Source organism: Euzebya tangerina, from assembly GCF_003074135.1.
Lineage (GTDB): Bacteria > Actinomycetota > Nitriliruptoria > Euzebyales > Euzebyaceae > Euzebya > Euzebya tangerina.
The window spans coordinates 481215-500617 of the sequence record NZ_PPDK01000001.1 but is presented as its reverse complement, the minus strand read 5'-3'; the positions used below and the strand labels follow the sequence as shown (position 1 = coordinate 500617).

21 protein-coding genes are annotated in these 19403 nt (G+C 68.0%); 8 read left to right on the top strand and 13 right to left on the bottom strand.

Features of this window, described 5'->3' with window-relative positions:
- The first annotated feature begins 74 nt into the window (after positions 1-74).
- A complete protein-coding gene (locus C1746_RS02380) occupies positions 75-920 on the top strand; it encodes an alpha/beta fold hydrolase (RefSeq protein WP_116713098.1) in 846 nt (281 codons plus the stop codon).
- Positions 917-1642, top strand: coding sequence for a FadR/GntR family transcriptional regulator (locus C1746_RS02375; protein WP_116713097.1), 726 nt, complete (start codon positions 917-919; stop codon positions 1640-1642). Before C1746_RS02380 ends, C1746_RS02375 begins: the two co-directional genes overlap by 4 nt.
- 33 nt (positions 1643-1675) lie before the next feature.
- On the opposite strand, the gene C1746_RS02370 is transcribed toward C1746_RS02375, so the two are convergent.
- The gene (locus C1746_RS02370) at positions 1676-2731 is read right to left on the bottom strand and encodes an LLM class flavin-dependent oxidoreductase (RefSeq protein ID WP_116713096.1); all 1056 of its coding nucleotides are present in this window, start codon (positions 2729-2731) and stop codon (positions 1676-1678) included.
- A gap of 147 nt (positions 2732-2878) precedes the next feature.
- On the opposite strand from C1746_RS02370, the gene C1746_RS02365 reads away from it, so the two are divergent.
- Together C1746_RS02365 and C1746_RS02360 are read left to right on the top strand one after the other, a co-directional pair.
- A complete protein-coding gene (locus C1746_RS02365) occupies positions 2879-3751 on the top strand; it encodes a carbon-nitrogen hydrolase family protein (RefSeq protein ID WP_116713095.1) in 873 nt (290 codons plus the stop codon).
- On the top strand, positions 3748-4455 hold the full coding sequence (locus C1746_RS02360; RefSeq protein ID WP_116713094.1) for a cysteine hydrolase family protein: 708 nt from the start codon (positions 3748-3750) through the stop codon (positions 4453-4455). The genes C1746_RS02365 and C1746_RS02360 overlap by 4 nt, the downstream gene beginning before the upstream one ends.
- Positions 4456-4470: 15 nt before the next feature.
- Here C1746_RS02360 and C1746_RS02355 read toward each other — a convergent pair whose 3' ends face one another.
- The 4 genes from C1746_RS02355 to C1746_RS02340 form a co-directional block, all read right to left on the bottom strand.
- Positions 4471-5229, bottom strand: coding sequence for an SIR2 family NAD-dependent protein deacylase (locus C1746_RS02355; RefSeq protein WP_205711659.1), 759 nt, complete (start codon positions 5227-5229; stop codon positions 4471-4473).
- Positions 5230-5351: 122 nt separating this feature from the next.
- On the bottom strand, positions 5352-6557 hold the full coding sequence (locus C1746_RS02350; protein ID WP_116713092.1) for a Gfo/Idh/MocA family protein: 1206 nt from the start codon (positions 6555-6557) through the stop codon (positions 5352-5354).
- A 69-nt stretch (positions 6558-6626) separates the two neighbouring features.
- Positions 6627-7904, bottom strand: coding sequence for an adenylosuccinate synthase (locus C1746_RS02345; protein WP_116713091.1), 1278 nt, complete (start codon positions 7902-7904; stop codon positions 6627-6629).
- 71 nt (positions 7905-7975) lie between these two features.
- On the bottom strand, positions 7976-8371 hold the full coding sequence (locus C1746_RS02340) for a VOC family protein (RefSeq protein ID WP_116715534.1): 396 nt from the start codon (positions 8369-8371) through the stop codon (positions 7976-7978).
- A gap of 115 nt (positions 8372-8486) precedes the next feature.
- Between C1746_RS02340 and C1746_RS02335 the strand changes: the two genes are divergently transcribed.
- The 3 genes from C1746_RS02335 to C1746_RS02325 are packed head-to-tail and all read left to right on the top strand — an operon-like array spanning position 8487 to position 11149.
- Positions 8487-9491, top strand: a complete 1005-nt coding sequence (locus C1746_RS02335) for a GGDEF domain-containing protein (protein ID WP_116713090.1) — start codon at positions 8487-8489, stop codon at positions 9489-9491.
- A gap of 16 nt (positions 9492-9507) precedes the next feature.
- A complete protein-coding gene (locus C1746_RS02330; RefSeq protein ID WP_116713089.1) occupies positions 9508-10530 on the top strand; it encodes a ketopantoate reductase family protein in 1023 nt (340 codons plus the stop codon).
- A gap of 34 nt (positions 10531-10564) precedes the next feature.
- Positions 10565-11149, top strand: coding sequence for a YdeI/OmpD-associated family protein (locus C1746_RS02325; RefSeq protein ID WP_116713088.1), 585 nt, complete (start codon positions 10565-10567; stop codon positions 11147-11149).
- A gap of 21 nt (positions 11150-11170) precedes the next feature.
- Here C1746_RS02325 and C1746_RS02320 read toward each other — a convergent pair whose 3' ends face one another.
- The 5 genes from C1746_RS02320 to C1746_RS02300 all read right to left on the bottom strand — a co-directional run bounded on the left by C1746_RS02320 (position 11171) and on the right by C1746_RS02300 (position 16326).
- A complete protein-coding gene (locus tag C1746_RS02320) occupies positions 11171-11836 on the bottom strand; it encodes a class II aldolase/adducin family protein (RefSeq protein WP_116713087.1) in 666 nt (221 codons plus the stop codon).
- Between the two features lie 69 nt (positions 11837-11905).
- Positions 11906-13840 (bottom strand): hypothetical protein, encoded by a 1935-nt coding sequence (locus C1746_RS02315; RefSeq protein WP_162867280.1) that lies wholly within the window; start codon positions 13838-13840, stop codon positions 11906-11908.
- Complete coding sequence (locus tag C1746_RS02310; protein WP_116713085.1) at positions 13840-14421, bottom strand: SigE family RNA polymerase sigma factor; 582 nt, start codon at positions 14419-14421, stop codon at positions 13840-13842. Before C1746_RS02310 ends, C1746_RS02315 begins: the two co-directional genes overlap by 1 nt.
- A gap of 49 nt (positions 14422-14470) precedes the next feature.
- Positions 14471-15301, bottom strand: a complete 831-nt coding sequence (locus C1746_RS02305) for an ABC transporter permease (RefSeq protein WP_116713084.1) — start codon at positions 15299-15301, stop codon at positions 14471-14473.
- Positions 15298-16326, bottom strand: coding sequence for an ATP-binding cassette domain-containing protein (locus C1746_RS02300; protein WP_205711658.1), 1029 nt, complete (start codon positions 16324-16326; stop codon positions 15298-15300). Before C1746_RS02300 ends, C1746_RS02305 begins: the two co-directional genes overlap by 4 nt.
- A gap of 66 nt (positions 16327-16392) precedes the next feature.
- On the opposite strand from C1746_RS02300, the gene C1746_RS02295 reads away from it, so the two are divergent.
- The gene (locus tag C1746_RS02295; protein ID WP_205711657.1) at positions 16393-16821 is read left to right on the top strand and encodes a MarR family winged helix-turn-helix transcriptional regulator; all 429 of its coding nucleotides are present in this window, start codon (positions 16393-16395) and stop codon (positions 16819-16821) included.
- A gap of 48 nt (positions 16822-16869) precedes the next feature.
- On the opposite strand, the gene C1746_RS02290 is transcribed toward C1746_RS02295, so the two are convergent.
- From C1746_RS02290 to C1746_RS02280, 3 genes are all read right to left on the bottom strand, one after another.
- On the bottom strand, positions 16870-17901 hold the full coding sequence (locus C1746_RS02290) for a threonine ammonia-lyase (protein WP_205711656.1): 1032 nt from the start codon (positions 17899-17901) through the stop codon (positions 16870-16872).
- A gap of 23 nt (positions 17902-17924) precedes the next feature.
- A complete protein-coding gene (locus tag C1746_RS02285) occupies positions 17925-18131 on the bottom strand; it encodes a dodecin family protein (RefSeq protein ID WP_162867279.1) in 207 nt (68 codons plus the stop codon).
- Positions 18132-18263: 132 nt separating this feature from the next.
- On the bottom strand, positions 18264-19331 hold the full coding sequence (locus tag C1746_RS02280; RefSeq protein WP_116713080.1) for a glutaminyl-peptide cyclotransferase: 1068 nt from the start codon (positions 19329-19331) through the stop codon (positions 18264-18266).
- Positions 19332-19403: the final 72 nt, after the last annotated feature.

The following is a 19403-nucleotide window of genomic DNA, read 5'->3' as shown; positions in this document are numbered from 1 at the left end:
GGCTCCTCTCGACTCGTGCTCACACCATCGGCTAGTTTGTCTGACATATCACCCTAACCCAGACTGGAGCCGCCATGCCCACCGTCGACATCAACGGCCACTCGATGTACTACGAGGTGCACCAGCCGGGTGGGAATCCCACCGGCTCGGAGGGGACACCGGCGATCGTGATGGGCGGCTGGGGGACGTTCTGCCACGGTGGGCTGGGCGCCGTCCCGTGGGCCGTCACCCAGAACCACACCACCGTCGTCTTCGACTACCGCGGGATCGGGGAGTCCACCGATGACCTGGAGACGACGCCCTCCACCCAGCAGTACGCCACCGACGTCGCAGGGTTGCTGGACCACCTGGGCTGGTCCGACGTGCACGTGGTGGGGATGGTCGGAATGGGGGCGTGCATCGGTCAGGAGCTCGCCATCGCCCGCCCGGATCTGGTCCGATCGCTGCTGATGACGGGGACGTGGGCGAAGGCTGATCCGATCTTCACCGATCAGCTGGAGGGGTTCCGTCGGGCCCACGCCGAGGCCGGCTTTGCGACCTTCCAGCTGCTGGTTGCCTCCTTCTCGTTCACGCCGGAGATCTACAACGAGGCGAGGGACCGGCTCATCGGGCCGGACGGCGCCTGGAAGAACCTGCAGGGCCGTGAGGTCGCCCACTCCCGACTGGTGGAGGCCTGTCTGACCCACGACACGGTGGATCGGCTTGACCAGATCACCTGCCCCACCATGGTGGTCCACGCCGGGCAGGACGTGATCACCCGGCCCGAGATGACCCGGGTCCTCGAGCACGGCATCCCCAACGCGGAAGGGTTCGAGTGGCCCGAGATCGCTCACGTGATCGCAGGTCGTGATCAGCGGAAGCGCTTCGACGACCTGATCACGGACTTCTTCACGCGAGTGGAGCGTGCGCCCACGACATGAGCGACGACCCCGCCGGTGAGTTGGCGGTCGACCGGATCCGGCCCGCCTACGCGCAGGTCGCCAGCCAACTGCGTGACAAGATCCTGAACGGGGCGCTCCGCCCCGGAGACCGGCTGCCGGTGGAGGTGGAGCTTGCGGAGCTGTTCGGAGTGTCCCGCTCGACGGTCCGCGAGGCACTGCGGCAGCTGGCGTCCCACCAACTGATCGAGACCTCTCGCGGCCCGACCGGTGGCAGCCGGGTGGCCCAACCCTCGGCCGCGTCGCTGGAGGACTACCTGACCTCCTCCATGGGGCTGCTCGCAACAGCGGGTGAGATCCCCCGGGCGGCGTTGCTGGAGGCCCGGACGATGTTCGAGCCCTCCGCAGCGGGTCTGGCCGCACGCCGCCGGACGCCCATGCAGTTGGACGACCTGACCGCGCAGATCTTCGACCCGGAGGGCGATCCCCACGACCTGATCGTGCAGCGCACGCGTGGGTTCCACCTCAGCCTGCTCGAGGCGGCCGGGAACCCGGTCATGCAGCTGCTGGCTGGGCCGGTCTACGAGGTGCTCGGCACGGTGTACATCGAGAAGGCGTCCTCACCCGACTTCTGGGGCAGGGTCGATCGTGAGCACCGGTCGATCCTGGCGGCGGTGCGGTCGGGTGACGCCGAGGCGGCCGAGGCGGCGATGCGTGACCACCTCGGCGACCTGCGGGATCTGTACCGGGAGTTGGAGCGCTGACCTCGGTCTGCGCGACCGAAGGCGGAGCGCTGACTACTTCTCGGGGCGGCTCTTCATCAGGGGCATGATGTTCTCGCCCATCTCCTTGGTCGCCCGCGGGTAGTCGTCGAAGACGCACATCACGCCGTCGACGCCGGGGATCTCGCCCAGGGCGTCCAGCTTGTCCGCGCAGGTCTGCCAGCTGCCGGTGATGGCGCCGATGTTGAGGTTGAAGGCGCTCTTCAGGTTCGTGATCGTCTCAGCGGTTGCTCCGGAGGTGTCCAGTCCCGCCTGACCCGTCATGAATGCGATGGCGTCGAGGTCGGCGCCGTCCTTGTAGTGCTGCCAGGTCTGCTCCGCCTCCTCGTCGGTGTCACGGCCGATGACGAAGTACAGGGCGTAGACGCCGACCTTGCGGCCGCTGGCCTCCGCATGCTTCTGCAGGTTGGCCGAGGCTTCGCGGACGCCACTCATGTCGTCATCGCCGATGACGAACTGGTAGTCGCCGTAGTTGGCGCAGAACTCCATGCCGCGGTCGGACTGTCCGGCGCACACCAACGGAATCCGCTGCTCCTTCGGCGTGGGGAGCATGCGGCAGTCGTCCATCTCGAAGTACTCGCCCTTGAAGTCGCTCTGACCCGTCGACCACAGGTCCTGCATGACCTGGACGTACTCGCTGCCGTAGTCGTAGCGCTTCTCGTAGTACCAGTCGCCAGGCCACAGCCCCTGCTGGGAGTACTCGATCTGGTTCCAGCCGGTCACGATGTTGATGCCGAACCGGCCGTCGGACACGTCGTCGATCGTCGTCGCCATCCGGGCCACCATCGCCGGTGGCAGGGTTGGCAGGGCCACCGACGCGAACAGCTGGATGTCGTTGGTTGCCGCCGCCAGCGCTGACATCAGCGTGAAGGATTCGAGGTTGTAGTCCCAGAACTCGGTGCTCCCGCCGAAGCCGCGCAGCTTCACCATCGACAGCAGGAACTCGAACCCGGCCTCCTCCGCCAACTGCGCCGTGGTCTTGTTGAGCTCGAACGACGGCATGTACTGCGGTGCCGTCTCCGACATCATCCAGCCGTTGTTCCCGATCGGAATGAAGATTCCGAGATCCATGCATCCTCCAGTGGGTTACCTCGTCGTGCAGCCTGCGTTCTGACGAACGACAAGCGCATGGTCGATCGCGACCACGGGGCGATCCTTGCACCACGATCAGCCCCCGCGCAACTAATGTCAGACAAATAGCTGGGGTATGCTCTGTCCATGTCGCTTGTGGTATCCGCCGTCCAGACGGGAGGGATGGGGCTGGATGCGGCCTCCAACGAGCGCCGGTTGCTCGACCTGTTCGCGCAGGCGGGGCCGGCCGCCGACCTCGTGGTCTTCCCCGAGATGATCACGGGGCCGTACTTCCCGGTCGCGCCCTACGACGAGTCCTATCTGACGCTCTCGGAGCGCGTCCCTGGACGGTTCACCGAGGTCTGGGGTGCGGCGGCGCGAGAGCATGATGCCGCCGTGCTGATCGGGATGTTCGAGGATGCCGGTGACGACGGTCGGTACAACGCCGTGGTCCACATCGATCGCGGCGGGGCGCTGGTGGAAGGGACGCTGGCCGATGGCCGAACTCTGCCGACCTACCGCAAGATGGCGGTGGCGGACGTCGAGATCCCCGCCTTCACCATGGACGAGCAGGCCTACTGCGGCTTCGGGCAGGGGCAGGCTCGGTTTCCGGTGGACGATCTGCCGCTAGGCACGCTGATCTGCTACGACCGCGCCTTCAGCGAGGTCTGGGCGGGCCTGGCGTCTCTCGACGTCGAGATCGTCGTGGCAGCGGTGTCGAGCTTCGGCTGGCGCGAGGAGCTCTTCGTCGATGACCTGCGCCTGCGGGCCATGGAGTTCGGGGTCTTCGTCGTGGCTGCCAACCGGTCGGGGCCGGAGCACGTCGGCGGGGTCGACACGACCTACTTCGGTCGGTCCTGCATCATCGCGCCGGACGGGACCGTCCTGGCGGAGGCTGGCTCCCAGACCCGCGACGAGATCATCACGGCCGAGGTCGACCTGTCCATGGTGAAGCCAGCTCGTCAGGCCTGGGTCGTCGAGGACCGGCGGCCCGAGATGTCGGCGTGGAGAACATCATGAGTGCTCAGGAGGCGGCCCACGGACCAGCTGGCGAGGGGCAGCTGGATGAGGCAGCAGCCCAGCGGGACCGGTACACCTCCCTCGGGTTCGGGTCGGGCCGGGTGGGGCTCGGGACCCTGCCGGCGGCGCTGGTGGTCGACATGCAGCTCGGGTTCCTCGAGCACGGGCTGGGGACGGACCGCTCGGAGGAGACGCTGGCGACGATCTCCCGCGTGTTGGACGCGTGCCGAACCCAAGACGTCCCGATCTTCTACCTGCGGGTGCTGTTCGAGGCGGACGACCCCGGCGGGATCATCTGGCGCGAGAAGGTCCCGGCCGTGGCAGCGTGCAAGCGCGGCAGCGACAGGGTGCAGATCCACCCCGCCATCGCGCCGCAGCCCGGTGAGCGGCTGATCGACAAGCGCTGGGCGTCGGCCTTCTTCCAGACGCCGCTGCACGAGGAGCTGCAGGCGCTGGGCGTGGACGCCGTGATGATCATGGGGACCTCGACGGGCGGGTGTGTGCGAGCGACGGTGGTGGATGCCGCGCAGCACGACTACCGCGTGACGGTCGTCGCGGACGGCTGCGAGGACCGCTCCCCTCTGAGCCATCAGACCTGCCTGGTCGACTTCGACGCGAAGTACGCGGACGTGGCCGAGGCGGACGACGTGATCGCTCGTCTGGCAGAGTTGGTGGGTGGACTTCCCACCTCGCAGGCGCGGTAGGTCCACCCACCCCGCTCAGCGGCCGGCCAAGATCTCCCCGGCGCGACCGTGGACCACGACGTCGGCCAGGTGGTCGAGCGGTGTGGGCTCGGCGTTGATGATGCCCAGCCCCATGCCCCGCGCGGCTGCGATCTCGGGGAAGCCGGCCGCCGGGTAGACCGAGAGCGACGACCCGATCACGAGCATCGCATCGGCCTCCTCGATCATCTGCTCCGCAAGCTCGATGGGCTCGGGGAACATCATCTGGCCGAAGCTGACCGTGGCCGACTTGATCAGCCCGCCACACGACGGGCACATCGGATCGGCGGTCCCGGCGTCGATGGCGTCGAACGCCCACCGGGTGTCCTCCCGCCAGCCACACCCCACCGGCTGGCCACCGACGGGTGCGGCCCCGACGCACATGACCTCCGCCGCGGTGCCGTGCAGCCGCGCGACCGAACGAGACCCCGCCGCGGCGTGCAACCCGTCGATGTTCTGGGTGATCACGCCGGGGCTGCGACCGTCACGTTCCCAGCGCGCCACAGCCTCGTGCGCGGGGTTCGGCTTGGCCCCCGCGGCGAAGAACTCGCGGCGCATCTTCCACGAGCGGGCCCGCACGTCGGCTGAGGCGACGTAGCGCTGGAAGGTCAACTCGCGTGGGTCGTACTTGGTCCAGACCCCTCCGGGCGAGCGGAAGTCGGGGATGCCGGACTCCGTCGAGATCCCCGCGCCGGTGAAGACCACGACCGATTGGTGCTCCGCCAACCAGGCACCCAGATCCTCCTCCGTCACCACGGGTCCGATCCTCCCATCTGGTCGGGGCTGCACAGGTGCAGGTTTGCCCATCCACAGCCGGTAGAGCTACACATCTGCGGGTCGGGCCGGGCCACGACTGCGCGGACGTGCCATCGCAGCGATCACCAGGCCGGAGCAGGTCCGTCGCCCAGGTCGGGGATGTCCAACCGGACCCCGCCCTTGCGCGCCGACTCCATCGCGACGATCCCCGGCAGTGTGAACCGGGCGGCCACCCACGCGTTCACCGGAGGCTGGGTGTTCGTGGTCACCGCCCGGACGAAGTCGTCGGCCAGGAAGTGATGCGAGCCCTCGTGCCCGTTCGCTGCCCCCTCGTAGGTGTCCGGCAGCCGACTTCGGTCGTGCACCTTGGCGGTCCCCGACACGAAGCTGTGCATCAGCGCCTGGTCGAGGCCCTCGACCTGCTCCCCTGAGACGGCCTCGACCTGCTCTGACTTCGTGTGGAACAGGTCGCTGATGTCGGTGATCTTGTCGCGGGTGCTGAACGACGCCCCGGTCGAGGTCTGCTCCATCACGCCATCGGTGCCGTAGAAGCGGAAGCGAGACTCGTGAACCTGCGCCGGATGCCCGACACGGCGGAACTCGTTGGTCCGCATCACCCCGCCGTCGGCCAACTCGAAGTGGGCGCTCATGTTGGAGAAGTCGTTGTTGAACATCGACACCTCCTTGTCGAAGACGCCATCGTCGCGGTCATCCACCACCCCGATGCAGCTCACGCTCACCGCGTGGGTCGGGACGGCGCCGAGGACCCCTCCAACCGCGTGAGTCGGGTACAGCATGGGCGGGAAGCTGGCGGTGGACTTCCAGGCCTCACCACCGCTGTACTGGTAGGCGGCGTAGAAGCCGTTGTCCATGTCGTGGACGTAGTCCCCCTCGGAGTAGAAGATCCGTCCCCACGCTCCAGCCGCGATCCGCTCCCGCGCGTACACCACGGCGGGGTTGTAGTAGCTGGTCTCACCCATCTGGTAGATCAGCCCCGTCTCGGCGACCTTGGCCACGATCGCCTCGATCTCGCCCGCGTCGATTGCCATCGGCACTGCCGAGTACACGTGCTTGCCGGCGTCCAATGCAGCGAGGACCTGCTGGCCGTGATGCCACCGCTGCGTCATGATCGCAACCGAGTCGACGTCCGAGGCGAGAACTGCATCGAAGTCCGCGAACGTCCCCGCCATGTCGTAGCGCTGCCGGTGCTCCTCGGCCCGCTCGGGAATGAGGTCGGTGGCGTAGACGGCTTCCACATCGGGGTGCAGCTGCCACAGAGAGATGAAGCTCCCTGCGAACTGTCCGGTTCCGACAACACCGATCTTCATTGACTGCCTCGCGACGTGGTTGGGGGTGAGCTGTGGATCGTGCCGACAGAGACGAGGATCGGGCGGAGGCTAGACGCTCCGCTCGAGGGTCTGCCGCCGCGCCGGTCCCACACTGACCCACCGGATGTGGACCCCACTGAGCTCCTCCAGCCGTTCGACGTATGCCTGCGCGTTCTTGGGGAGATCGCTGAACGATGTCACTTCCGTGATGTCCTCCGTCCAGCCGTCCAACTCCTCATAGACTGGTGTCGCGTGGTGGAACGCCGTCTGGTGCGGCGGGAAGTGCTCGAACTCCTGGTCCTGATAGCGGTAGGCCCGACACACCTTGAGCGTCTCGAAGTCGCTCAGCACATCCAGCTTGGTCAGGAAGTGTTCGGTGAGGCCGTTGACGCGGCCGGCGTAGCGCGCCAGGACCGCGTCGAACCAGCCCACTCGCCGTTGCCGACCGGTGGTGGTCCCGAACTCCTTGCCGATCGTCGTCATCCGTTCGCCGATTTCGTCGTGCAACTCGGTCGGGAACGGCCCCGACCCGACGCGGGTCACGTACGCCTTGGTTATGCCGATGACGTTGGTGATGTGCTTCGGGCCGATGCCGGCGCCCGTCATCGCTCCGCCGGCGACGGGATTGGAGGAGGTGACGAACGGATAGGTGCCGTGATCCAGGTCAAGCAGCGTGCCCTGGGCCCCCTCCAGCAGCACGTTCTCGCCCCGATCGAGCCCGTCGTGGAGGAGCGAGCCGGTGTCGGCGATGTACGGTCCGAGCCGCTCGGCGTAGACGGCGTACTCCGTCTCGATCTCGATCTGGCTCATCGGCTGACGGTTGTAGATCCGCGTCAGGATCGCGTTCTTGTGCTGCAGGGCCGCGTCCAGCTTCTCGCGGAAGATCTTCATGTCGTACAGGTCCTGCACCCGCAGGCCGACCCGGCTCGCCTTGTCGGCATAGCAGGGGCCGATACCGCGTTTGGTCGTGCCCAGCTTCTGGCGACCCAACTTCCGCTCGCTCAGCGCGTCGATCTCCCGGTGGTACGGCATGATCAGGTGAGCGTTGCCGCTGATCTTCAGGCGGGAGACGTCCAGGCCCTGCTCGACCAGCCCGTCCAGCTCACCGAGCAGCACACCCGGGTCGACCACCACGCCGTCACCGATCACCGGGGTCACGTGTGGGTACATGACCCCGCTCGGCACCAGGTGGAGCTTCAGGGTGGTGTCGCCGACGATGATGGTGTGGCCCGCGTTGTTGCCACCCTGGTATCGCACGACGTACTGCACGTCGTCGGCCAGGAGGTCAGTTGCTTTGCCCTTGCCCTCGTCGCCCCACTGGGTTCCGACGATCACGATGGCGGACATGGGACGACTCCTGTCGATGAGATCACGACCAGTGACCCGGCCTTCGGGCCAGCAGGCAGCGTAGCCGGCCCTCAGAGCGGCGCGAAGAGGTCAACCGGATTGTCGTCGGGGTCGAGGACGGTGGCGTACCGCTGGCCCCACGGTGCGTCGAAGGGGGCGACCTTGCTGGCATGTCCGGTGGCGACGACCGCCGCGTGGACCGCATCGACCTCGGCCGCGTCGGCGCACACGAGCGCCAACGCGACCCGTCGCCCGCCGCCCCGGGGAGGCTCCCAGTCGCTGAAGGACGTGATCACCGCCTCAGCGTCGATCATGAGACGCACACCGGAGATGGAGGTGGCTTCGATGTGGTCGGGGCCATCGGGAGCGTCGGCTCGTTCGGGAAGATCGAATCCCAGCAGGCGGTAGAACGCCAGGGTGGCATCGATGTCGCTCGCAACGATGCCGATTGCGTCAAGTTCAGGCATGGTGCGACGGTAGAGGAGACCTCTGACACCCCGGTCGGTCACGGGAGCTGAAGCCAGCTCAGGTCTGCTCGATCTGGTGCCGATACGAGCGGCGTCCCCTAGCTTGAGAGCAACGATGCCTGAGGCCCCCTCACTCCTGTCCGGTCGGGTGAACCGCCAGACCATGACGTGGCTGATTGTCGCGGTCCTCGCCGGAACGGTGATCGAGGCGGCGACGTCCAGCCACCCGCTCGTGATGCCCTCGATCCCCGTCCGGGTGGTGCTGCTCGTGGCCATCTGGCTGGCCCTGCGGTCGCAGCGCATCACACCGCTCATGGCCGGCCGGCTGCTGCTGGCCATGGGCGTGGTCACGGCGCTGCTGTGGTCCTACGTGCTGGGGTCGACCGGCTATCGGGTGGCCTTCGAGGCGGTTGCCTACGGGGCCATCTTGAGCATCTTCGCCATCATGGTGGCCCCGCTCCAGCAGCGGTACCTCTGGGCTGGGCTGGTCAACCTGGCCGTGTTGATCCCCGCCGGCTTCACGCTGCTGCCGGAGGACGCGGTGATCGTCGGACAGACCGTGGTCGTGCTGGGCATCCACACGGTCGCCGTGGCGACGATGGACCAGTACGCCAGCCGAGTCCAGTCAGCGGGGGATCGCGACCCCCTCACCCAACTGTTCAACCGGCGACCGATGGTGCAGCGCCTGACCTCCTGGATCGCCTCGGGCGGTCCGTCGCGAGGCACCTCCAGCATCGTGATCGCCGACCTCGACGACTTCAAGGAGCTCAACGACACGGCGGGCCATGAGGCCGGCGACGCCGCCCTCTGCCGCGTGGCCGATGTGCTCCGGACGGCCGTTGCTCCCCGCGACGCCGTCTGCCGCTGGGGTGGCGAGGAGTTCCTCATCTTCCTGCCCGACCTCGATGTGGAGCAGGCGGTGGTCATCGCCGAACGCCTTCGACAGCAGGTCGATGTCACCGGGGTCACCGCGTCGTTCGGCGTCGCCCAGTGCGACCCGGAGGACACGATGTCGAGTTGGGTGAGCCGCGCCGACCAGGCGATGTACACGGCCAAGCGCAACGGCCGCAACCGCGTCGAGGTGGCGCCGCCGCGGGACGGCCGCCCGCTCACGGTGTGAGTCGGAGCCGGCGATCATGAGCGGCCTTCGCTTCCTCGTCGTGGGCCCGGGCGCAATCGGCGGCACGCTGGCCGCCCAGCTCCAGCGCACCGGACAGGAGGTCGAGGTGGTCGCCAGGGGACCGCACCTGGAGAGGATTCGCGCGTCGGGGCTGACCGTCCGGGCTCCCGACGGGGCGTACACCGCCCCGCTCCGCGCCCACGACCGCATCAGCGAGGCAACGATCACCTCCGACACGGTCGTCGCCGTGGCCACCAAGGTCCACCAATCCGAGCCGGTTCTCGACGAGTTGCTGGCGCATGCCGGTCCGGACGTGGCCGTGGCCTGTGTCCAGAACGGCGTCGAGGGCGAGCGGATGGCCCTCCGGCGATTCCGCCACGTGTACGCCGTCCTGGTCAACACACCGGGCGTGCACCTCGAGCCTGGCGTCGTCGAGGTCTACGCCGACGCACCGCGGGGGGTGCTGGACGTGGGCCGCTATCCGCGCGGGGTCGATGCGCGGGCTGAAGCGATCGCGAGAGCGTGGACCCGGGCCGAGTTCATCTCCGAGGCGACGCCACACCTGATCGCCCGCAAGTGGTCGAAGTTGATCGGCAACACCGGCAACGCGCTGCAGGTGCTCTGCGGCAACGACCGCTCCGCGTACGACGAGATCGCGCAGGTGGTGATGGCGGAGTCGCGGGCGGTGGCTGAGGCGGCCGGCATCTCGGTCCACACCGAGGACCAGCAGCGACGAGCCCGTATGGTGAACCGCAAGGACATCGACGATGTGCGCCGGCCCGGCGGCTCGACCTGGCAGAGCGCGGTCCGAGGGACCGGCGACGTCGAGACGGTCGCGTTGAACGGCGAGATCTGTCTGCTGGGCCGCCTGCACAGGATCCCCACTCCGGCGAACGACCTGATCCAGTCCGAGACCGTGGCGTTGATCGCCGACGGTCGACCCGTTGGATCGGTGAGCCAGGAGGAGTTGCTCGCGCGCCTGGCCGGCGGCCACCGATCCGAACGCGGTCTTGGGCCCGACTTCGAGCCATGGACCTGATACGGACCGGTGTTCCTGGGGAAGTCTGCTCTCCATGGCGCGGATCAGGACGGAGGACTTCGAGACCGTCGAGGTCAGATCGGTGGAACAGCTGCGGGCGTGGTTCGCCGAGCACGGAGAGCAGAAGGACGCGGTCTGGTTGGTCACGTGGAAGAAGGGCTCAGACGGGCCGTACGTCTCGGCGGGTGAGCTGTTGGACGAGGCGCTCTGCGTCGGGTGGATGGACGGCGTCAGGCGGAAGGTCGATGACGACCGCACGATGCAGTTGTTCTCCCCCAAGCGGGTCTCGCACTGGGCCAAGAGCTACAAGGATCGAGTCGCCCGGCTGACCGAGGAGGGTCGGATGCGGTCGCGTGGTCTGGCGGAGGTGGAGGCGGCGAAGGCCTCGGGGGCCTGGACCTTCATGGACGACGTCGATGCGCTGATCGCGCCACCGGATCTGCTTGAGGCGCTCGATGCCAGCCCACCGGCTCGTGAGAACTACGAGGCCTTCCCGCCCTCCACGAAGCGCAACACGCTGCGATGGATCAAGCTTGCGAAGACCCAGCCGACCCGGGAGAAGCGCATCGCCGAGACGGCACGACGAGCGACCCTGAATGAACGGGTTCCCAACGCCTGACGTGTGCCCTCGACGGACTGCTCAGTGCCGATCCGTCTGACCGGCTGCCTCCAGGGCCGTGATGTGGTCGCGGTAGGCCGGCGGACAGATGGTGGTCGTGTCGCCGAGCCGCAGCGCGCGCATGGTCATCAGGGCGGCCTCCTCCAGGTTCTGTGCACGCTTGAAGGCGAGCTCCACCGTGTCGGCGAGGGTGATGCAGCCGTGGTGGGCGAGGATGCCGCAGTTCGTTGCGCCGGAGAGGACCTCAGCAGTGGCGTCGGCGACCTCCTGGGTGCCGTGTGGCAGGTAGGGGACCCGCGCGATGTCGCGCACGTAGAAGGTGTGGTCGGTCGTGATCAACCGGATCTCGTGACCAAGAGCGTCCAGGAGCACGCAGACCTGTGGGTGGAGGTGGATGGCGGCGTGGACGTCCGGTCGTGCTGCGTAGCAGGCCAGGTGCAGCGGCAGCTCGGTGGAGGGGGTTGGGTGGCCGTCCACCACCTCGCCGTCGGGGGTCACGATGCTGAACGACGGGCCGTCCAGGTCATCGAGCCAGACACCGCTGGCCGTCACAGCGATAAGTCCGGTCTCGGGGTCCCGGGCCGACAGGTTCCCGCCGGACCCGACGACCAGGCCGCTGGACACCGCACGAGCCCCGGCGCGGGCCAGTTGGCGAACGGCGGTGGACAGGGTGGTGGTCATTGTCATGCCGGCTACCTCCGTCGGGGTGGTGGGAAGAGCGGCATGGTTCCACGGCGATCCCGGTCATGGCGAGGTTTACGGCTCGACGCGCACCACCTCGGTGAGCACGCCCTGCTCCGAGCGAGCGATCACGATGTCGCCCATTCGGACGCCATCGAAGACAGAGGACTCCACGCCGCGACGCTGATATGAGTCAGTCTGTCCGAAGCTCTCATCGATGATCACCCACCCGTCGGGGAGGTCGCCGTTCCACCTCTCGCCGGCGGTGCCTCTCTCAGCTGTCAGGATCGCCGTTGCCGTGCGCAGACTTAGGATCTCCAGCAGCACCACGGTGTCACAGGCTGGCTGGAGGTCGCGGCAGGCGGCCAGATCGGCAGGTGCGTCCACTGCGCCTCTGAACCGCACCACGTCGAAGGTAGGTCCGGTCTCACTGGGCGGCGCGGAGCCAGCCGCCTCGTAGTCCGGCGAGAGGAAGTCGTCGACCCAGGCATCTACGATCACGCCGTCCTGCGTGGTGAGGATGAACTCGCCGGTGTAGGCCCCGACGTCGTCCGCCCGCTCGGGGTCGTCGATGAACTGGTGTGGGAGGTCTGCCGGCATCTCCCGGCCGGCACACGCCCCCGCCTCCAGTCGGCCAGCGCAGAGGAACCCGTTCCCGTTGGGGTCCAGGACCAAGGTCGCCTCGTCCACCACAACTCGCGCGTCGTCTGGGACCTGGTCGGCATCCGTGCGAGGGATGCCGTCGAGCTCGAGTTGCGTCGAGGGGAATTCGGGAGAGGAGGTCCCCGACACATCAGAGTTGTCGCAGAATGGCCCGGCGAACCCGTCATCGAGTGGCGGCTGGGAGGACATCTCCAACTCGGCCGCCTCGAAGGGGTAGCGGAGCTGCCCGTCCTCGTCCTCGATGAAGGGCTGGGCCCGAGGCGCCTGCCCCGGTGCACTGCCAGTGACGCGGTGGTCCCCCGACGAGATCGCTTCGGTCGGGTAGACGGTCAACCCGACCACAGCCGGACCGAACGAGTAGGTGCCGTCCGGTGTGAATCGTGAGCCACCCCACTCCTCGAAGTAGCCCTGGGCCGAGGGGCACCACCGGGTCAGGACGGTGATGCCGTTCGGCGAGAACGCTGACCGGGCATCGACGACAACCACGCCTGCGCTCTCGGTGTTGCTGACCCAGACGGGATGGTCCTCACCGAGCAGCAGACCGTTCGCCTCGCCAACGGCAGGTACCGGGACCTCCTCGCCCATGAGGTCGGCAGCGTCGACAGATGGTGATCGATCCGGGACCGGCCCCGCTTCGGTCGTCAACGTGATCTGGATCTGGCTGTCACCCATCGGGACCGCGACCGTGGACGACGTCTGATCAGGTCCGAACGACTGGGCTCGGAGTTGGAGGACCATCCCACGCGCCATACCCACGGGGACATCCGTTGCGGCAACCGGACCAGTCGGGACACGCTCACCTTCGGAGGCTACGACGAAGCGGGGTGACTCCAGGCTGATGCGTGCGTTCAGTCCGGTCGGTCCGACGTGCCAGTCACTCGTCAGGCTGCCGACCGAGTCGCTCTCAAAGCCATCTGCTTCGAAGATGAGGTCACGGTTCGTCGAGTTGCTCAGGACAACGTCGTAGTACAGGTCCACGGGGTAGCCGACGGAGGGGTGGAGGGCCCCGGGTATCGCTTCGACACGAGTCGAGACCTGGTCCGCCAGCGCTCCGAGCACTGTCGCCTGGACGTCCACCTCCAGCGGCTGGACGGCCCCTGATGGCAATGCTGGCCCCTCAATGCTCTGGGGGGTCGCCCGGCTCGTTGGCTGGTCCAAGAGCACATCGGAGTCCGACGGTCGCTCGATCAGGAAGAAGGGGACGGCGAGCAGCGTGACGACGCCAACCACTGCGGCGGCCCAGGTGCGACGCGTGCGCGTGCGAACCCGGTCTCTGAGGGCCAGCGGATCAATGGCGGTCCGGGGCTCCTCGGCGGCGTCTCGCAGCAGCTCACGCAGTTGGGTCATCACGCCCACCTCCGGGGTTGATCGGCGTCCGTGTCGGTCGCGACGTTGGCGGTGGCGACGGGCGACGGTTGGTCGGACTGCCCTGCGTCGAGTTCCTCACCGAGCAGTTCCTTGAGGGCCGCTCGCGCTCGCACGGACAGCTGCTTGACGGCGCCGATGGTGGTGCCCATCGCCTCGGCCGTCTCCGCGACCGTCAAGTCGCCGTGGAACCGGTGGATCATGACCGCTCGCTGGCGCGGCGGCAGGTCAGCCAGGGCTTGTCGGACAGAGAGGACCACCTCGGTCGGAGCTGGCCTGGCCGCGTCGGCGTCGCCGGCGACGTGCAGCCGATTCGCCCGCCGCTCCGCCAACAGCCGCCGCCAATGCGAGCGAGCCAGGTTGAAGGCCGACTGGCGGACGTAGGCGACGGGATCCTCCATCTGGCCGACCCGGGTCCACCGACGCCAAGCCTGCTCCAACGCCGCCTGGGTCAGCTGCTCTGCCAGCCCGAGGTCACCGCAGAAGAGGTGGACGGATCCGACGAGCCTGCCGTAGTTGGCGCGGCAGAAGTCGTCGAACTCCTCCGCGCCGTCGCCCGCCATCACCCCCTCCAACGTATGAACCCCCTCGGGGGTTACGCGATGGCGCGGATCAGGCGGTCTTGCGGTAGCCGGCGATGGCCAGCGGGACGGCCACCACGAGGATCCCCACGATCCAGGCCAGCGCCGTCCAGGTGTCGGCTGCCGTCGGCCCACCGTTCACCAGCACCCGGATGGCGTTGACGACCGCAGTCACCGGCGAGTTGTCGGCGAAGGCACGGAGCCAGCCAGGCATCGACTCGGTCGACACGAATGCGGAGGAAGCGAAGACCAGCGGGAACACCCAGATGAAGCCACCCGCCTGCGCGGTCTCGGCGTCCGGAGCCCGCATGCCGATGTTGGCGCTGACCCAGCTGAAGGCGAAGGCCATGAAGACGCCGAGCAGCACCGCCCCGATCGCGGGCAGCACGCCGGCCGAGAAGCGGAAGCCCAGTGCGTAGCCGACGGCGACCATCAGCAGCGTGGTGAAGAGCGTTCGGACGGCATCTGCGATCGTCCGGCCGGCGAGCACCGCAGAACGCGCCATCGGCAGCGACCGGAACCGGTCGACGATGCCCGCCCGGAGATCCTCGTTCAGCGCGATCCCCGACTGGGTCGACCCGAACATCGCCGTCTGCACGAAGATGCCGGGCAGCAGGAAGTTGATGTAGTCCCCCTGGAAGCCAGCGATGTCGAGCGCGCCGCCGAACACGTAGTTGAAGAGCAGGACGAACATGACCGGCTGGATCGTCGAGAAGACCAGCAATTGGGGCGACCGCCGGATCTTCAGCAGGTTTCGCCCGGTGATGACGAGGATGTCCTTGACCACCCAGCCGAGACCTGATGGAGCGGCTTGCAGTCCAGAGAAGTCGGCAGGGGTGGCGGGTGCGGTGGTGGTGCTCATGCGAGGCTCCCGGTGGTCTCGTCGGCGGACGTGGTGGGGGTGGGTGCGTCGGGCGACTGGACGTGGTCGTCGGCCTCCCGCGTCTGGGCCGGTGATCCGGTCAGGCTCAGGAACACCTCGTCCAGTGTCGGCCGGCGAAGCGCCAAGTCGGCGACCTCGATGCCAGCGTCGTCCAGTCGTCGGACGGCCTGGACCAGGACCTGCGCGCCCTTGTCGGTGGGCATGCGTATCTCACCGGCGAACTCGTCGGTCCGCGGGCTCTCGTCGCCCAGCGCGGCCAGCACCGCTGCAGCATCAGTCGTGCGCGTCCGGTCCGCGACGGTCAGCTCGAGCACATCGCCGCCGGAGCGGCTCTTGAGTTGATCAGCCGTTCCTTCGGCGATCACCGAGCCGTGGTCGATGACGGCGATCGTGTCGGCCAACTGGTCGGCCTCCTCCAGGTACTGCGTGGTGAGCAGCAGCGTGGTGCCGTCGTCGACGAGTTCCTGAATCAGCGCCCACAGGTCCATGCGACTGCGTGGGTCGAGCCCCGTGGTCGGCTCGTCCATGAAGAGCACCGTCGGTCGACCCACGAGCGAGGCGGCCAGATCCAGTCGCCGTCGCATCCCACCGGAGTAGGTCTTGACCGGCCGATCGGCTGCGTCGGTCAGGCCGATCCGCTCGAGGACCTCGTCGGCTCGGCGCTTCGCCTCGGCCTTCGAGAGGTGATAGAGCTTGCCGACCATCTCGAGGTTCTCGATGCCGTGCAGGTCGGGATCCACCGCGGCGTACTGACCGGCCAGACCGATCACCGAGCGCAGCTTCATCATGTCCGTCGTGACATCGAGCCCGGCGACCGTAGCCCGGCCGCGGTCGGGTCGGAGCAGGGTCGTCAGGACTCGGACCAAGGTGGTCTTGCCGGCGCCGTTGGGGCCGAGCAGCCCGAGGACCTGGCCGGTCTGCACCTGCAGGTTCACATCCACGAGGGCGTGTACGTCGCCGAACGACCGGCCGACACCCTCCACATCAATCATTGGTGTTGTCATCCCGGAGGACAGTAGCCGAATGCTTGAAGTTGTCAACCATTGATGTTGACGACTATCATGAACCTCATGGATTCCGACCTGACCTGGAGCGAGCGTCGTGGTGAGCTCATCCACCTGTCGTTCATGCTGACGGGCCGACTTCGAGCACTCATGGACCAACGGGCGGCGGAGCTCGACCTGAGCCCGATGCAGGCCCGCGCGCTGTGGGTGATGCAGGACCCGACGCCCATGGGGGAGCTGGCCGAGAAGCTCCACTGCGACGCCAGCAACGTGACGGGGATCGTCGACCGGCTGGAGGATCAGGGCCTGATGGAGCGGGTGATCGACCCGGATGATCGCCGGCGTCGGAACCTGGTCGTGACGGAGGAGGGTCGGGCGCGCTCCGTCAGCCTGCGGGACCGGCTCCACGAGGGCAACCCCGTCCTCGCCCTGACCGATGACGAGGTGGAGGTCATGCTCACGTTGCTGGGTCGCATGCTGGAGGCGCCGGACTAGCGCAGCATGGTGCACGAAGCCTGCGTCGTCCTGGGCTCGTGCACCACGTCACTCGAGGGAGTGGGTCAGCGCCCGCGCCAGCATGGCCGGGTCAGCGTTCCCGCCTGAGCAGACCACCGCGATGGTTCGGCCCTCGACCGGCAGTTGGCCAGAGAGCACGGCAGCCAGCGCAACGGCGCCGCCCGGCTCCACCACGATCTTGAGCTCCTCCATCGCCACGGCCATGGCCTGAAGCGCCTGGTCATCCGTCGCGGTCAGGACGCCGGTCATGAGACGGCGGTTGATCTCCCAGGTCAGCCAGCCGGGGGTCTCGGTCTGCACGGCATCGCAGATCGAGCGGGCGTCGGGGTCGTTCCGGAGCCGTTCGCCGGCCTCGAGCGAGCGGCGCGTGTCGTCGAAGTCGACCGGCTCGACCCCCCAGATCTCGGTTCCGGGGGAGCGGGCGTCCAGGATGAGCGCGCACCCCGCGGTGAGCCCGCCTCCACTGGTGCAGACGACGAACGCGTCGAGCTCGGCGTCCATCTCAGCCGCCTGCTCGATGACCTCGAGGCCGAGGGTGCCCTGGCCGGCGACGATGTGCGGGTCGTTGAACGGGGGCACGATGACCAGGCCGCGGTCGTCGGCGATGGCCCGCCCGACCTCCTCCCGGTCCTGGGTGTAGCGGTCGTACAGCACCACCTCCGCGCCGTACCCGCGGGTGTTTCGGATCTTGATCGCTGGGGCGTCCTCCGGCATCACGATGACCGCGCTCACCCCGAACCGCTCGGCCGCGTGGGCCACCGCCTGCGCGTGGTTGCCGGAGGAGAAGGCCAGCACCCCGCGGGCTCGCTCCGCTTCGGTCAGCTGGGAGATCCGGTTGACCGCGCCGCGGAACTTGAAGGCGCCGACGCGTTGGAGGGACTCCGCCTTGATCAGGATCCGACCACCGAGTCGGTCGTTCAGGCGAGGTGACTCCAGCAGCGGGGTCCGGACGACCTCGTGTTGGAGGCGGCGCGCAGCCTCGACCACATCGTCCGCCGTCGGAACCGCCACGTCGACACCGGTGACGGGGTCGTGGGCGGTGCGCGGCAGGTGTGGCACGGCGCGACGCTCCGGCGCGGCCGTCAGCTCCGCTCGATCCGGAAGCGGATCCGGACGTGGGTGTGGAACTCGGCTATCTCACCGTCGTCAACGACCGCACTGGTCTCCAGCACGTCCAAGCCCTGGATGCCGCGCAGCGTCTTGTTCGCCTCCTGGAGCGCCTTCGCCGCAGCGTCCTGCCAGGACTCGGTGGACACACCAACGAGGTCGATGGTCTTGATGACTGCCACGTGCGGCTCCTCCACGACGGTCGGGCGGTGTGTGACGTGGTGCAGGTTGCTGACGAGGTGTCGTCTTCGGGCACGATGTCACACCGGGGCGCGGATACTAACGGCCGCTCAGCCGCGAACCCAAAGTGACCGTCAGCTCTCGTCGGGGAGGGCTTGTCGGACGAAGTGGGTCTTCTCGGCCGGCGGCTCGCTGGGCGGATCGCCGGGTGGGTCACTCGGCGTCGGGCCGCAGCCGCTGGTGCACTCGAAGGCGACCTCGAACATGAAGGGCCAGCGCTTGCCGGTGATCAGCCAGGTGTCGCTCTGGCTGTTGTAGGCGATGCCGTTGAGGACCGAACCGCCCTCCGGGTCCTCGATGAACTGTCCCCGCTCGTCGGCCACCGCGGAGCCGTCGATCACGGTGCGGACGTCGCCGGTATCCGGTTCGATGACCACGATTCGGTTGGTGTTCCAGACGTTGGCCAGGACCAGATCGCCGACGCACTCGAGCTCGTTCAGCTCATCGACCGGCGTCCCGTCCAGGGTGACGGTGACCTCCTGTGTGACCTCGAAGGTCTCGGGATCCCGGTGGGTCAGCGTGGGCGTGCCGCTCGACATGATCAGCCGGTCCGGCTGGTCGCAGATGCCCCACCCCTCGCCCTGGTAGACGTACTCGTCGGTCTTCTCGAGCGTCTGGGTGTCGTAGACGATTGCGGTGTTCGACCGCCACGTCAGCTGGATCAGTCGGTCCCCCACGATCGTGAGACCCTCGGCGAAGTAGTCGCCGATGTCGGTGTCCCGCTCGACCGACCGGATGGTGGTGCCGTCCATCGGGTCGATCTCGGTGAGGGTGATGTCCTCCTGGCTGGCGAAGAGCCCGCGGCTCTCGTACAGCTGGTCGCCGTCGAACTCGAGGCCCTGGGTGAAGGCCGTGGTGTCGTGGGGGCGACGGGCGACCTCGGTGACGGCGACGGTGGCGCCGGCCGGGAAGAGCTGGTCGAGGTCGTCGGGGCCAGGGGCCGCCTCACCGGCGAACTCCGATCCCGTGGTTGGCTGGGTCGTGCCCTGGCCCGGTCCCTCTGACGCGGAGCCCTGCAGGCCCGGTGTGGTTTGGGTGGTTGTCGGCGATCCCTCGACCGTGGCCGTGTCACCGCCTGCGCCCCCACAGGCGGCCGCCGCGACGACGAGGACCGAGATCAGCGCGGCGAGACGGGACGGCATGGCCCCACTGTGGCACGGTCCCACGGGTTCGTACGTCGCCCACACGGCCTGGGCAACCCCATTCTGGCGCGG

Coding starts and splice junctions, on each gene's coding strand:
- C1746_RS02360 (WP_116713094.1), top strand. CDS start 3,748: ATGAGTGCTCAGGAGGCGGCCCACGGACCAGCTGGCGAGGGGCAGCTG.
- C1746_RS02365 (WP_116713095.1), top strand. CDS start 2,879: ATGTCGCTTGTGGTATCCGCCGTCCAGACGGGAGGGATGGGGCTGGAT.
- C1746_RS02300 (WP_205711658.1), bottom strand. CDS start 16,326: ATGACAACACCAATGATTGATGTGGAGGGTGTCGGCCGGTCGTTCGGC.
- C1746_RS02350 (WP_116713092.1), bottom strand. CDS start 6,557: ATGAAGATCGGTGTTGTCGGAACCGGACAGTTCGCAGGGAGCTTCATC.
- C1746_RS02315 (WP_162867280.1), bottom strand. CDS start 13,840: ATGACCCAACTGCGTGAGCTGCTGCGAGACGCCGCCGAGGAGCCCCGG.
- C1746_RS02295 (WP_205711657.1), top strand. CDS start 16,393: ATGGATTCCGACCTGACCTGGAGCGAGCGTCGTGGTGAGCTCATCCAC.
- C1746_RS02320 (WP_116713087.1), bottom strand. CDS start 11,836: ATGACAATGACCACCACCCTGTCCACCGCCGTTCGCCAACTGGCCCGC.
- C1746_RS02330 (WP_116713089.1), top strand. CDS start 9,508: ATGAGCGGCCTTCGCTTCCTCGTCGTGGGCCCGGGCGCAATCGGCGGC.
- C1746_RS02305 (WP_116713084.1), bottom strand. CDS start 15,301: ATGAGCACCACCACCGCACCCGCCACCCCTGCCGACTTCTCTGGACTG.
- C1746_RS02340 (WP_116715534.1), bottom strand. CDS start 8,371: ATGCCTGAACTTGACGCAATCGGCATCGTTGCGAGCGACATCGATGCC.
- C1746_RS02325 (WP_116713088.1), top strand. CDS start 10,565: ATGGCGCGGATCAGGACGGAGGACTTCGAGACCGTCGAGGTCAGATCG.
- C1746_RS02370 (WP_116713096.1), bottom strand. CDS start 2,731: ATGGATCTCGGAATCTTCATTCCGATCGGGAACAACGGCTGGATGATG.
- C1746_RS02335 (WP_116713090.1), top strand. CDS start 8,487: ATGCCTGAGGCCCCCTCACTCCTGTCCGGTCGGGTGAACCGCCAGACC.
- C1746_RS02280 (WP_116713080.1), bottom strand. CDS start 19,331: ATGCCGTCCCGTCTCGCCGCGCTGATCTCGGTCCTCGTCGTCGCGGCG.
- C1746_RS02310 (WP_116713085.1), bottom strand. CDS start 14,421: ATGGCGGGCGACGGCGCGGAGGAGTTCGACGACTTCTGCCGCGCCAAC.
- C1746_RS02380 (WP_116713098.1), top strand. CDS start 75: ATGCCCACCGTCGACATCAACGGCCACTCGATGTACTACGAGGTGCAC.
- C1746_RS02345 (WP_116713091.1), bottom strand. CDS start 7,904: ATGTCCGCCATCGTGATCGTCGGAACCCAGTGGGGCGACGAGGGCAAG.
- C1746_RS02375 (WP_116713097.1), top strand. CDS start 917: ATGAGCGACGACCCCGCCGGTGAGTTGGCGGTCGACCGGATCCGGCCC.